Raw genomic sequence first — 12,891 nt, 5'->3', positions numbered from 1 at the left:
ATTTAATCAGTAAGACCTGACTGGCGGACGTTCAGAACCGCAGCGGTTAGCCTGAATCAGGGTAAGATATTGGGGCAGGAAGGGCGGAGTGAAAACTGAAATACGGGATAAAGTCAGGGGCGGCGCATTTCTTCCAGATAGATGAAGAACTGGCTGATCCGCAGGCTGATGCTGCCGATATCAAACAAAACCATTCCCCAGACAATCATGATCAGGACTAACAGAACTTCTGCCACACGGAACATGCCGCGTTACCTCCTTGTATTCACACGGGAAATAACTTAACTCAAATTGATAGTGTGGACAACCTGTCCGGGGAGATTATCCCCAGATCATGGCGGCCCAGCGGAGGAGCATCAGCGCACCACAGATGCAAAGAAGCACCACCACCATTTTCCAGTGTTTGGCCATCATCCGTTTTGTCACCATTTTTCCTCCCTGTTTTGGGGGGCATTTAGCCCGCCATGTGCTGATCGACATAGTGAACAACATGTTCTTTGAGTTCTGGCACCGTCTGATCGGCGAGCCATTCGAAGGCCATCAGCAGCAGGGCTGCTGTGGCCAGAACGGTTAAGAACAAACCCGCTTTTTTACGCGCTTCCATGGATCTCATTATTTCTGATTTGCCTGTTTTTTACTCTACCAGAACAGGCCGGGATCCGGGAAGAATTCAGGCGTCTGGTTCGGGAAAGGTTTAAGAAATTATACCTTTTGTGCCTTTCCGAAACTTTGATCCTGCGCCTGATGCGCGTGAGAATGCCGCGGGCCGGGCCTGAAGCCGTGTTTTCTGGCACACCAGGCAATCAGTAAACCGGCGACCAGCAGAATCTGCATCGCCCACGGGAAGACACCGATCCCGGCAGTTTCCAGCAGTATTCCGCCGGACAAACTGCCGCCCGCAATGGCCAGATTCCAGGCCACCACGACCATCGATTGCGCCATGTCCGCATGTTCACCTGTGGCATCGGCAATCGCGGTTTGCAGTAAGGTCGCCGCGCCGCCGAATGTCAGCCCCCAAACCGCAACGCACAGCGTCACGATAGGCGCCGAATGGCTGCTGAGCGCCAGCAGCAGTGAGATCAACGCAAACAGCGCGAGGCTGGTGAGCAATGTCTGGCGCAGACGTTTATCCACCAGTATGCCGGTCAGCCCGATACCCGCCAGTGCGCCAATGCCAAATACCAGCAGGATTTGATCCGCATGATCGGCCAGACCGGAGAGCCGCAGGAACGGCACAATGTAGGTATAAAGCAGGTTGTGGGTCAGCATCCACAGCAGGATCACCGCCAGAATGCTGCGCACCCCCGGCATCAGAATGACCTGCCGAAGCGACTGCCGTTCTCCGGCTTCCTGACCGGGATAATCCGGCACCTTGCGCAGCACCCAGACCACCAGCAGCAACGTCATCGCGGACATCACTCCGAACGCCATCCGCCAGCCGAGCAACGTACCCATCCAGGTTCCCAGTGGCACACCCACCGACAGCGCCACCGGCGCGCCGAGCATCGCAACCGACAGCGCGCGCCCCTGCTGATGCGCGGGTACCATGCGCCGCGCGTAGCTGGCCAGTAATCCCCACGCCAGACCGGCGGCGGCCCCGGCCATCCAGCGGGCAAACAGCGTCAGGGCAAAATTCGTCGAGAAGGTGGTCAGCGTGTTGAAAATCAGGAAACCGGCGATGGCCGTCAGCAGCGCCGTGCGGCGGTTCCAGCCCCGGGTCAGGGCAACCAGCGGCAGCACGGCCATCAGAGAACCGGCGGCATACGCGGTAATCATCTGACCTGCCATGGCCTGCGACACGTCAAGGCCACCGGCAATTTGTGGCAGTAATCCTGCGGGCAGCGTTTCTGTCATGATGGCAATGAAACCGGTCAGCGCCATCGCCAGCAAGGCAGAGAGCGGAAGCGGCGTCTTTTTCGGTATCTGATTCATGACTTCACTCCATACACCGCATCGCGTAAGTCATTCACAAAGGCACCGGACATCCCTTCGTACAATGTGTTGGTGAAGGCGACAACGCTCAGCCCGGCGGTGCGATCGACAAACCAGGAGTGACCGTAAGCGCCGCCCCAGCGCCAGGTGCCCGCGGATTCCGGCGACGCTGCCGCCTGCGGATCGCGCAGGACGGAAAAACCCAGCCCGAAACCGGTGCCCGGCATGTCCGGCAGTTCCAGGCCGCCGGTCTGGTCGCGACCCATTTCATCCACCTGCACCGGTGTCAGTAACGGGTGTCCGCCCTGACGCAGCATTTCCAGCATTTTCAGCACGTCGTGCGCGCTGCTGATCATTCCGGCTCCGGCAGACGGGAAAGCCTGTGCATCCAGCGCCCTGAGAGGCGAATACGCAATGCCCACGGTGTCTTCGAAGGCGGCGACCTTTTCGCCTTCCTGCAAGCGGTGAGGCTCGGGGGTATCGCTGACATACGGCGTCGCCAGCCGCGCCGGACTGGCGGTATAAAACGCGGTGTCGTCCATGCCCAGCGGGCCGGTAAGATGGCTTTTCACCACGTCGCCAAGCGGTTGCTGGCAAACCTGCTCAAGCACTGCGCCGAGCACGTCCACGGCAAGGGAATATCCCCATGAGGTGCCTGGCGCATACAGCAAAGGTACTCCGGCCAGACGACGCAGGTTTTCCGCCAGCGAAATTCCGCTGTTATCCATGCCATCAGAAACCCCGGCAAGCGCATACGGACCCTGCTCATCAGGCTCAAAAAAGCGGTAAGTCAGCCCGGCCATATGGCTTAATAAATTCCGCACGGTGATCTGCGCAGGCTGTCCGCCGGCAAGGGAAGGGGAAAATTCCGGCAACCATGTCTGAATGTTGTCATCGGGCGCCAGCTTGCCTTGTGAAATTAAGATCATTGCGACGGTTGATACGATGGGTTTACTGACTGATGCCAGACGGAACAGCGTATTTTCTGTCATCACCCGCCCGGCCTCACGGTCAGCCAGCCCTGCGGCGTGGTGATAAATCAGCTCGCCCTGTTTAGCGACCAGCACAACGGCACCCACAAGGCGTTTTGAGGCGATCGCCTGTTCAACAACGAGGTCGAGCTGGGATTTCAGCGTGGTGGAGTTCATGGTGTTATCTCAGTTTCTGAATGTGTTAAATCACGATAGAGAACTCCTCAGTACGGAAAAAGTAGGGTAGATTTCCAGAATATACGGACACCAACGTCCGCAATGAGAGGTGGCAGTGGAAAGTCTGAGCAGCCTGAATGTGTTTGTACACGTGGCGGAAACCCGCAGTTTTGTCGCGGCCGGTCGCCTGCTGGGCGTTTCTGCCTCAGCGGTGGGCAAAACAATTGCGCGCATGGAAGCCAAACTGAATGTTCGCTTGTTTCACCGCAGCACCCGCAGCGTGACGCTGACGGCAGAAGGCGCACTGTTTCTCGAGCGCAGCCGCCGGATTGTTGCGGAGCTGGAAGCGGCGGAAAGCGAATTGTTGCAGCTTTCCGAATCCCCGCGTGGCCGTTTGCGGCTGAGCCTGCCGCAGGTTAGCACCCTGCTGTTACCGGTGTTGGGCGAATTTATGCGGCGTTACCCGGATATCGAACTGGATCTGGATTTTACCGACCGCATTGTGGATGTGGTGGACGAAGGGTTTGACGCCGTGGTACGCACCGGTCAGATGGTGGATTCGCGTCTGTCGATGCGTAAACTGGGGAGGTTTCACCATTTGCTGGTGGGCTCACCGGCGTATTTCAAAGAGCACGGCGTTCCGGCTTCACCGCCTGATTTACTGGGGCACCGGTGTCTGCATTTTCGTTTCCCAAACAGCGGAAAACTGGAAACCTGGCCGCTTTCCGGATATCAGGATCTGGCGCTGCCGGTTTCGATGGTTTGTAATAATATTGAGACGCGCCAGTGTTTCGCGTTGCAGGGCCTGGGCATTACGTGTCTGCCGGATTTCAGCATCCGCAAAGAGCTGGCAAAGGGGCAACTGGTCACTGTGCTCGATGAGTATGTCAGCCGCAGCGCCGACTTTTTCATTCTCTGGCCGTCGGGCGGGTATATGACGCCGAAACTGCGGGTGCTGATCGACTTTCTCAGCGAGCGGGTTTTCCCTGAAATCCCGGAACTGGCTTTACTCTGTCCTAATTAACCGTGTCTGTAATGTCGGGGGTTTTTTGATGAACAACGCTGTTGTAATTGAACGCTTTTCTGCCGCTGACCAGCTCGGCGTGGTAGAGGTGATTTTGCCTATTCAGAATCAGGAGTTTGGTATTCCTATCACTGAACACCAGCAGCCAGATCTGAGCGATATTCCGCAGTTTTATCAGCAAGGCTCTGGCGATTTTTGGGTGGCCAGATGTTGCGGGAAAATTGTTGGTACGCTGGGGCTGAAGGATATCGGTAACGCACAGGCGGCGTTGCGCAAAATGTTTGTCAGCGCACCCTACCGTGGTCGGGAATTCGGGGTAGCTGCCTTGCTGCTGAATACGTTGTTGCAACACGCGCAGTCTGAAAACGTCAGGGACATTTTTCTGGGTACAACGGACAAGTTTCTGGCCGCGCATCGCTTTTACGAAAAAAACGGATTTGAGGAAGTAACAGTACCTGAACTGCCGCAAGCTTTCCCACGGATGGCTGTAGACAGTAAGTTCTATAAGCTAACTTTCTGATTGTAAAAGCTGTCATTAAGCTGTCGTGCAGATGTCAGGTTGCTGACGTGTTGGTCGCCGGTCACGTATTGCATGCTGTTTCTGTGTTCAACATTCACGTAAAGGTAAGAATATGAATCAGAGCAAAATCAGACAACTCAGGATCTCCCGTGCGTGGTCGCAGGAACAGCTGGCAGAACTTTCTTCACTCAGCGTTCGCACCGTTCAGCGTATCGAAAACGGCGAACAGGCGAGCCTTGAAACGCTCGGGGCGATTGCGGCAGCGTTCGATATCAAGGTCTCAGAACTGACAGAAAACGATCCGCAATTTGGGGCGACGCCCGAACAGGCGCTGGACGATCAAATCGAAAAAGCCAGAAAGCAGGTTGAGGAAGAAAGCGGGTTTTACCGTTCGGTGGTCTTCTGGGCGGTGATTAATATCGGTTTGTTTGCAATTAATCATTACACCTCGCCCGATACCCTCTGGTTCGTCTGGCCGCTGTGTATCTGGGGCGGTATTTTGCTGATCCGCGGACTGGGGATTTTTGTGTTTCGCGGCTCCGTCGAACGCTGGCAGAAAGCGCGTTTACAGAAACTGATCCGCAAGCCGTGATGTGCGGGTGTCATAAATAGGACAGATTGCTGTCTGCAAATTCAAAGAAGACCGCCCTGACTGAGACATATCAAATTTCCGGCTGAACATGCTGCTATCCTCTGTAGTATTCATGGTCATCAGCTCAACGGAAAGAGAATGGATCAGCCCCGGCGGTTTGCATTTAATCTTAAAAGACTGATATTGCTTCTGGCTCTGGTGAGTACGCTCATCATTTTGCTCAGCAGCTATCTGGCAATTTTTCAGGTCGAGAGAAAACTTCTTATCGATTCCTCGCTGCGCGCCAGTCAGTCCTATGCGGCGCGGCTTTCCCTGACGGCCGATCTTTTCTTCAATGCGGCGCAAAAGCAGCTGATCTTCAGCGCCGGTTTGCTGGGTGAAGAGTTCGATAATCTTTACGCCGTCGCCGAAGAAGCGGATCGTTTGCAAATCCAGAGCAAGCGCTACAGCTCTGTTCTGGTGGTGGACAAATCCGGCGTGGTTCGCGCGGCGTCGAGAAACGCCGCCAATATGACCGGTCTCAGGCTGGTATCAGACGCCAACACGCAGGCGCTGGCCACGCAAAATCCGGTGATCAGTTCTCCTTTCCGCACCGCACAAAATAATCACATTATTGCCATGTCCGTACCGATCCGTAATGCGCGGGGAAAGTATCTCGGCTATCTGGTGGCGGAAATTACCCTGCAACAGGGCGGCATTATTGATTCGCTGATCAACGCCCGGAATTACCGCAAAGATGCGTATATCTACGTGATCGACAACGAAGGCGACGTGTTGTACCGCGCCGCTGATGGCTGGACGGAAAGTGAGCCGCAGGGAAACGTGAACAAAGCGCTGCTCGAAGGCCGCGATCAGGGTTTCCTGCATATGAAAAATTTGCAGGGCGAAGATTCTCTGGCCGGGTTCTCCACGATGGAAATCTCAGGCTGGACGGTGCTGGTGCTGCATCCGGCGCGAGCCGACGTCGTGCTGCTGTACCACGTGATGTTGCAGGTTCTGATTTATACGCTGCCATTTGTGCTTCTGGTGTTTATCGGGATCTGGCTGCTGGCGCGCTACATTTCCCGCCCGCTGCGCCAGCTCGCGTCGAAGGCCGACACCATGGATTCACAAGATGTGTCGGCAGAAATTCAGCAGATTAATGCCTGGTATTACGAAGCGTCGAAGCTGAAAAGCGTAATGTTGCAGGGCATCCGCCTGCTGCATCAGCGTATTGAAAAGCTCAGTACGCAGGCGCATACCGACCCGATGACCGGCCTGCTGAACCGGCGCGGGTTGTATGAACAGGTGGATAAATTGCTCGGTGAGGAGTCACAGATTGGGGTGATCACCCTCGATATCGATCACTTTAAGATGATCAACGATACGTTTGGCCATGACGTGGGGGACGGCGTAATTACGCAGCTTTCGCGTCTTATTTTGGGAAACTCGCGCGATGACGATTTGCTGTGCCGCATGGGCGGGGAAGAGTTTCTGTTGCTGCTGCCGGGCACCTCGCTGACACGGGCGGTTCAGCTGGCGGAACGGTTGCGGCGTCAGGTCGAAATCCAGAACTTTAGCGGGGCCGGAAATGTGACGATTTCGCTGGGCGTGACCCAATTCAATCCTGCAAAAGTAAATATCGACAGTGCGCTGAAATCGGCGGACAAGGCTTTGTATCAGGCGAAAAATGACGGGCGGAACCGCGTGGTGAGCCGTTAATGCGCTGAAGGGCGTTGTGGTATCGTTGCTGTAAGAAGGCCAGGTTTTTTTACCTGGCCTTTTTTATTGCGTATCGCTTAGCGGCTGCCAGGCAGCAACGATTCTGCACATTTGAAGACATCTTCACGGAATTTCCGCGAAGCGTCGTCCAGATCGGCCTGATTGGCGGCGTCGGCACGGTTAGCTTCCAGCGCCTGATTGACGGCCACGGTAAAGGCATTTTCCTGACTGGCGTTCAGCACGTTACCCACGCTGCCAAACAGCAGGCGCATGGCGGAAATCTGCACCAGCAGTTCACGGTTTACGCGTTCAAGCTGGTCTACACGTTTGGTCAGGGTTTCGTCGTTCATGGGTGTCTCCTTATTTAATTGCCGCACACCATAGCAAAAGCACCGGCATGAAAAAACCGCCTTGCGGCGGCGAAGGGGATGTCTGCCGGATTAACGCACCATTTGCTGCATCTGGCGGCTCAGTTGCATCAGCTGCGCATTCAGCGGCACCAGCTGCTGCTGGATGGCGTTGTATTTATCCAGCTGCTTCTGGTTGGCAAATTGCAGGCGATTGCCGGTAATGGTGACATTTTTGCCCTGACTTTTGATAAAGTCGGCTTTTGCCACAATCAGGTTGAGCACCTGCGGCAGCAAATCAAAGACCTGTTCGGTGACGGCGGCCGGTTTGCTAATCGTTTTCTCATACGCCTGGTCGTACACTTTTTTCAGATCGTCCGGCTGCTTGAGCGCCGCGTGCTGCGTGTCGGCCTGCGTTTTGAGCAGCACGATTTTCTCTTTCCAGTTCGCGCTGCTGTCGGCCATTTTTTTCAGGTCGTCGCGTTGATCAAACAGGTTATTCACACTGTTAACGCCGTTCATTCCGGCAAAAACCGGCACCAGCGAGGAATCCAGCTCAATATTCATCTGATGATGGAAGCCGGTAATGATCGCGTAATCTTTGCTGTAATCCCCAAACTCTTTGGTTTGTGCCTGCGTCAGTTGCGGGACGGCTAAAACCGGCTTGTTCAGAATGCGGGACTGGAGAAAATCCATGAAGGCTTTGCGCTGGGCCGGTTCTTTGTCGCCGCATCCGCTGACCACAAAAATCATCAGCAGCAGCATAAAAGGCATCAGAAATGCGCGGCTAAAGTGTGAGTTGTGCATAAATTCCTTGCTCCGTAAGCTCCGTTATCAGGATCCTCACCTTACTGAGAAAGGCTATTTTTTGCTAGATAGTTGCCGATATCTTCGTTAACGTCTTCGGCAAAGCCATTGATTCAGGGAATGTTTAACGTTGAACGCAAAGCGATTTTCAATTGACCAATCTGCCGTGATGCTGGCTGTGATGATCCTCGCCGGATGTACAACGGGAAAGAAAACCGAAGCGCCGGTGCAAAATCCCCGTGACGTCAAAGCCGATATCGTGCGGCTGATGCCCTCTTCCGCACCGGACAGAAAAGGCTGGGCGACGGACATTACCGCCGCTTTCACCGCGCAGGGTATTCCGGCGACGACGGAAAATATCTGTTCGGTGCTGGCGGTGGCGCAGCAGGAATCGAATTTCAATGCCGATGCACCGGTGCCGGGGCTGGGAAAAATCGCGTGGAAAGAAATCGATCGCCGCGCGGATGCGGTTCATGTGCCGAATTTCCTGGTTCACACCGCGCTGCTGATTAAATCTCCGAACGGAAAGTCCTACAGCGAGCGGCTGGATAACGTAAAAACCGAGAAGCAGCTCAGCGCCATTTTTGATGATTTCATCAACATGGTGCCGATGGGGCAGAAGTTGTTCGGGAATCTGAATCCGGTGCATACCGGCGGGCCGATGCAGGTCAGCATCGCGTTTGCCGAAGAACATGCCAAAGGCTATCCGTACAAAATTGACGGCACAATCCGCAATGAAGTGTTCAGCCGTCGCGGCGGCGTCTATTTCGGCGTGAAGCATCTGCTGGGATACCCGGCCAGTTATTCCCAGCCGCTGTACCGTTTTGCTGATTTTAATGCCGGGTGGTACGCCAGCCGGAACGCGGCTTTCCAGAGCGCGGTGAGCAAGGTGACGGGGATTCCGCTGGCGCTGGACGGTGATCTGATTAACTACGGCACCGATAAACCGGGCGGCACGGAGCTGGCGGTGAGAACGCTGTCGAAGCGGCTGGACATCAGTCATTCCGCCATCCGTAAAGCGCTGGAGAAGGGCGAGCAGCCGGAGTTTGAGGAAACCAGCTTGTACAAACAGGTTTATGCGCTGGCGGATAAAACCACCGGTAAGCGTCAGCCCCGCGAGTTGCTGCCGGGGATTACGCTGGAAAGCCCGAAAATCACCCGCAAGCTGACCACTGCGTGGTTCGCAAAACGGGTAGACGGACGTCGCGCGGACTGCATGAAACGCGCATCTGCCGGGTAATCCGCCGGGAGAATAATCTTAAAGCCTGCTGATTTCCGGCAGGCTTTATGTTTTATCATCAGCCTGTAGCCACCGTCAGCGGCGGGCTGCGCGTTATTTCCCGACGAATATAAATTGCGTCAATATAATAGCGATGAAATAAAAGCTTGCTTAATAAATCCCCCTGTGTGTAAATAGCGTCAACGGTTTGTAGTTAAGACCTATTTATGTAAGACATTTTAGTAAAGTAGTTCCTGGTTCAAGTGATATAGCAAATCCTTTCTCCGACGAATTTCCTTCTCTGATGCATCCATAAGTATTTCAAATAAAAACAGACCTCTATTGCCCTATGGCATCATAAAATAAAAACGAAGAAGGTATTTCCTATGTCTACTAAAATGACTGGTTTAGTAAAATGGTTCGACGCTGGTAAAGGTTTCGGTTTCATCAGCCCTGCAGACGGCAGCAAAGACGTGTTCGTTCACTTCTCTGCAATCCAGAGCAATGATTTCAAAACCCTGGACGAAGGTCAGAACGTTGAGTTCACCATCGAACAAGGTCAGAAAGGCCCATCTGCCGGTAACGTTGTCGTTCTGTAATGTCGCCAGATATTGAAAGTAATCACTCTGCAATAGCGAAGATGGGATAACCCGGAGCAGACAGAATAATTAATTCAATATCGACATGAATAATGACAAAAATAAGCCCTGGCCAACGCCGGGGTTTATTATTTAAAAGCTTCCAGAATTATTTCGTGAGCCACAACAGAAAAGCCGGTTCGCTTATTTTATTTATTTAGCCGTTTTTTCTGTTGTGACAAGGCCGCGCTCAGGCCGCGTAATGTTGGAGTGTACGATGAACGCTTACGCCATAATGTGACAGCCGGGAAAGCACCGGCAAATTCCCTTCATCCTTTGGGCTGGCTCTGCGTTGGCTGCCTTCACTCACCCCAGTCACCTACTTATTGTATGCTCCCGGGGATTCGCTCCGTTGCCGCCTTGATCCCACCCAAAATGATTTCGGGAACTGGCTACGGTGTCTGTGTTTCAAAATCTAAAAATTTCCTGAAAAAAAGCCAAAAAAAAGCCCGCACACGGCGGGCAAAATAACAGGGTTCTACAGGGGTATTACACAGGGACTTAACACAGGAACATCACACAACATTTGATGGATTTAAGATAACAAACGCTGTGTATGGTTTTGTCATTGTCCGGTAATGTTACTCCAGTAGATGTAAGCCTTATTTGTCTGCGTAATGACCAATGATCTGATCAATTTTGGCGTCAGCCATCGCAATTCCCTTCTGTATCAGAGACTCAGAGCCGATACTCGCCAGCACAATAACCGCAGCAACAATCATTAATCCTTTCCAGGTCATGATTTTCCCTTCCGTTTGTTACAGTGAATGGCAGCATTATGCGGCGATACGCGAAGTATCGCCACCGGGCAGGGCAAAACCTTGGAAAGGCGTTAAGCGCCTAAGTGGCCGACGGTGAAGTAAGTGACCAGGCCGACGATGACCAGCAGCGCAATCGCCGCAGCGGTGTAGAGGATGATGCGTTTGGGGCTGTAAAATGCCATAAAATGTCCTTATTTATCCGTGGTGTTCAACGTTGCTGGATTAGAAAAGTTCCATCATCAATGCCATCACGTAGCCGATTCCGACAGAACCGCCCGCCATGATTAACCAAAATGCTGTTGCCTTCATTTCACACTCCTTGTGCGTGTTGCGGAATAAATCGCCCGAATGATCGGTTTCGAGCCGTGATTATAACAAACATATAATCCGTATGGATAATTATCTGTTCTAATTTTAGACACTTTACCGGAGTACGGGCGGATTTTGTGATCTTATTTCAGGTAGTCGCTGCGGGAAGTCAGTTTGCTGTGCGCGCTGGAGTCCAGAGTAGTGGACGGGCGGGAACCGCTTTCGCTGGCTTTGCGGCTCAGTTCAGAAGCCACTTCCTGTGCGCTGGAAGGGTAAGACACGGCGAAACTGTTCATGGCGGTCATCGCCAGCATAAGACTGAAAAGAGCGAGGGTGGTGCGTTTCATTAACGGGTGTCCGGTCTGTTCACATTTGTTCATAGGGTTTTCGTGAATCAGCAGCCGGCTTTATATGCTTTACTCATAAGAAACGGGAGCAAATTATGCTCCCGTTCATCATTTATGATGCGTACAGCTGCTGCTTTACACGTGCTGGAGCGTATTATGACCGGCTTCTGATTTATTCGGTAAGCGAATCGTGGCAGAAAGAACCAGTGATACGATCAATAGTGCGGTAATGATGCTGAACGTTACCGCGAAGCCGCCGAACAGAGACGCCACCAGAGAGGCGAAGATGCTGCCGATACCGAAGCCGAGATACAGCAGACCGTAGTTTTTGGTCATGTTGTTCAGGCCGAAGAAATCACTGACCAGTGAAGGATACACGGTGATGGTACCGCCGAAGCTGAAGGCCACACAGGCAACGGAGATGAAGAACATTGTTTCATTCATGTGGGTGAACAACATCATGCTCATACCGGCCAGGGAAACAATCTGCGCGATGGAGATAACGCGGATACGCTGCATTTTGTCAGACAGAACACCCAGAACCAGACGGCCGCTCAGGTTCGCAATCGCTATCACGGTCACGGCGTTCGCGGCGGTCAGTGCGTCCAGTTTAACCAGGCTCTGGCCGATATCTTTTGCCACACCAATCACGTACAAACCGCTCATGCAGGCTGTCAGGAACATCAGCGCCAGCATCCAGTATTGCGGAGCGCGCACCGCTTCAGCCAGCGTGAAATCTCGGTTGTCGTTGCTGTTGTCGTTCAGGCTGTTTTCTTCGCGGGTCACATCGGCGGTTTGCTGTTTCGGCGCATCTTTCATCATCATCGCACCAACAATCACCATCACCATCGCCACGCCACCCCAAATCATGAAGGTGTTTTGCAGGCCTTCGGTTGCCAGCAAATGCCCGCAAACGAATTTGAATAACAGGCTGCCCAGACCGTAAGCCCCGATTGAACAGGCAGAAATCAGACCTTTACGTTCAGGGAACCATTTTACGCAGTTGGTCAGTGTCAGCAGGTAACCGGCGCCATCCGCCAGGCCGACCAGCACACCGGCGCTGATATACAACATGATCACATTGTCAGAATGCGCGGTCAGGAAGAACCCGGCGGCCATCAGTAAACCGGCGGCGATGGTCACGGTACGTACACCGAAACGCTCCTGAAGTTTACCGGCGACAGAAGAGGCGAGGGCCAGACACAGGCTCAGGATCCCGAAAGTCAGTGCCACGCGGCTGATAGGTTCGCCCAGCTTCTCGGACAACTGACCGTTGAACAGGCTCCAGGTGTAAACGGAACCCAGAGCAAGCTGAGTAAGAATGGTACCGACCAGTGTCAGCCAGCGGGTACGGTTGGTGTTCTGCATGTCAGATTTGTCACTCATAGCGGGTTCTCCCGAGCGAAGTAGATTCAATTAACTGACGCTATGATAGTCCCCGCAAATAAACGCAGTTCATTTGCGGCGTGAGATGCATGAGTTGTGGAATGAAATGCATCTCACAAGGTATGAGTCGCCATTTTTGCGCCAAAAACGCCCTGAAATT

General features: G+C 53.5%; 16 protein-coding genes. 6 read left to right on the top strand and 10 right to left on the bottom strand.

Annotated elements, in window-relative coordinates:
* Positions 1-113: 113 nt before the first annotated feature.
* The 5 genes from KWG64_RS25590 to KWG64_RS03930 form a co-directional block, all read right to left on the bottom strand.
* Positions 114-245 carry a hypothetical protein gene (locus tag KWG64_RS25590; RefSeq protein WP_255562073.1) on the bottom strand — a complete coding sequence of 44 codons (132 nt, stop codon included), beginning with the start codon at positions 243-245 and terminating at the stop codon, positions 114-116.
* A gap of 76 nt (positions 246-321) precedes the next feature.
* Positions 322-429, bottom strand: coding sequence for a small membrane protein YniD (yniD, locus tag KWG64_RS03945; protein ID WP_095923072.1), 108 nt, complete (start codon positions 427-429; stop codon positions 322-324).
* Between the two features lie 25 nt (positions 430-454).
* Complete coding sequence (locus tag KWG64_RS03940) at positions 455-604, bottom strand: hypothetical protein (RefSeq protein WP_165056865.1); 150 nt, start codon at positions 602-604, stop codon at positions 455-457.
* A gap of 98 nt (positions 605-702) precedes the next feature.
* Positions 703-1,932, bottom strand: a complete 1,230-nt coding sequence (locus KWG64_RS03935; RefSeq protein ID WP_218520964.1) for an MFS transporter — start codon at positions 1,930-1,932, stop codon at positions 703-705.
* On the bottom strand, positions 1,929-3,080 hold the full coding sequence (locus KWG64_RS03930; protein ID WP_218520963.1) for a serine hydrolase: 1,152 nt from the start codon (positions 3,078-3,080) through the stop codon (positions 1,929-1,931). Before KWG64_RS03930 ends, KWG64_RS03935 begins: the two co-directional genes overlap by 4 nt.
* Before the next feature lie 115 nt (positions 3,081-3,195).
* Here KWG64_RS03930 and KWG64_RS03925 point away from each other — a divergent pair, with 115 nt between their 5' ends.
* The 4 genes from KWG64_RS03925 to KWG64_RS03910 all read left to right on the top strand — a co-directional run bounded on the left by KWG64_RS03925 (position 3,196) and on the right by KWG64_RS03910 (position 6,917).
* Complete coding sequence (locus KWG64_RS03925) at positions 3,196-4,104, top strand: LysR family transcriptional regulator (RefSeq protein WP_218520962.1); 909 nt, start codon at positions 3,196-3,198, stop codon at positions 4,102-4,104.
* Positions 4,105-4,132: 28 nt separating this feature from the next.
* Entirely contained in the window at positions 4,133-4,624 is a 492-nt protein-coding gene (locus tag KWG64_RS03920; RefSeq protein WP_195824851.1) for a GNAT family N-acetyltransferase, read from the top strand.
* A gap of 112 nt (positions 4,625-4,736) precedes the next feature.
* The gene (locus tag KWG64_RS03915; protein WP_195815475.1) at positions 4,737-5,216 is read left to right on the top strand and encodes a 2TM domain-containing protein; all 480 of its coding nucleotides are present in this window, start codon (positions 4,737-4,739) and stop codon (positions 5,214-5,216) included.
* A gap of 138 nt (positions 5,217-5,354) precedes the next feature.
* The gene (locus tag KWG64_RS03910; protein ID WP_218520961.1) at positions 5,355-6,917 is read left to right on the top strand and encodes a diguanylate cyclase; all 1,563 of its coding nucleotides are present in this window, start codon (positions 5,355-5,357) and stop codon (positions 6,915-6,917) included.
* Between the two features lie 77 nt (positions 6,918-6,994).
* Here KWG64_RS03910 and KWG64_RS03905 read toward each other — a convergent pair whose 3' ends face one another.
* Together KWG64_RS03905 and KWG64_RS03900 are read right to left on the bottom strand one after the other, a co-directional pair.
* A complete protein-coding gene (locus KWG64_RS03905; protein ID WP_218520960.1) occupies positions 6,995-7,267 on the bottom strand; it encodes a hypothetical protein in 273 nt (90 codons plus the stop codon).
* A 90-nt stretch (positions 7,268-7,357) separates the two neighbouring features.
* The gene (locus KWG64_RS03900; RefSeq protein ID WP_218520959.1) at positions 7,358-8,071 is read right to left on the bottom strand and encodes a DUF3053 domain-containing protein; all 714 of its coding nucleotides are present in this window, start codon (positions 8,069-8,071) and stop codon (positions 7,358-7,360) included.
* A 169-nt stretch (positions 8,072-8,240) separates the two neighbouring features.
* Between KWG64_RS03900 and KWG64_RS03895 the strand changes: the two genes are divergently transcribed.
* Entirely contained in the window at positions 8,241-9,311 is a 1,071-nt protein-coding gene (locus KWG64_RS03895) for a DUF1615 domain-containing protein (RefSeq protein WP_195824967.1), read from the top strand.
* Between the two features lie 365 nt (positions 9,312-9,676).
* Positions 9,677-9,889, top strand: coding sequence for an RNA chaperone/antiterminator CspA (cspA, locus tag KWG64_RS03890; protein WP_101076387.1), 213 nt, complete (start codon positions 9,677-9,679; stop codon positions 9,887-9,889).
* 641 nt (positions 9,890-10,530) lie between these two features.
* Here the strand turns inward: cspA and KWG64_RS03885 are convergent.
* The 3 genes from KWG64_RS03885 to KWG64_RS03875 form a co-directional block, all read right to left on the bottom strand.
* Entirely contained in the window at positions 10,531-10,668 is a 138-nt protein-coding gene (locus KWG64_RS03885) for a hypothetical protein (RefSeq protein WP_165058520.1), read from the bottom strand.
* A gap of 473 nt (positions 10,669-11,141) precedes the next feature.
* The gene (locus tag KWG64_RS03880; protein WP_218520958.1) at positions 11,142-11,345 is read right to left on the bottom strand and encodes a hypothetical protein; all 204 of its coding nucleotides are present in this window, start codon (positions 11,343-11,345) and stop codon (positions 11,142-11,144) included.
* Positions 11,346-11,480: 135 nt separating this feature from the next.
* Complete coding sequence (locus KWG64_RS03875) at positions 11,481-12,731, bottom strand: MFS transporter (protein WP_218520957.1); 1,251 nt, start codon at positions 12,729-12,731, stop codon at positions 11,481-11,483.
* Positions 12,732-12,891: the final 160 nt, after the last annotated feature.

Origin of the sequence: Rahnella sp. PD12R, from assembly GCF_019200965.1 — a bacterium.
Classification (GTDB): Bacteria; Pseudomonadota; Gammaproteobacteria; order Enterobacterales; family Enterobacteriaceae; genus Rahnella; species Rahnella laticis.
Note: the sequence above shows the minus strand (reverse complement) of the source record. Positions and strands in the feature narration are given on the sequence as shown.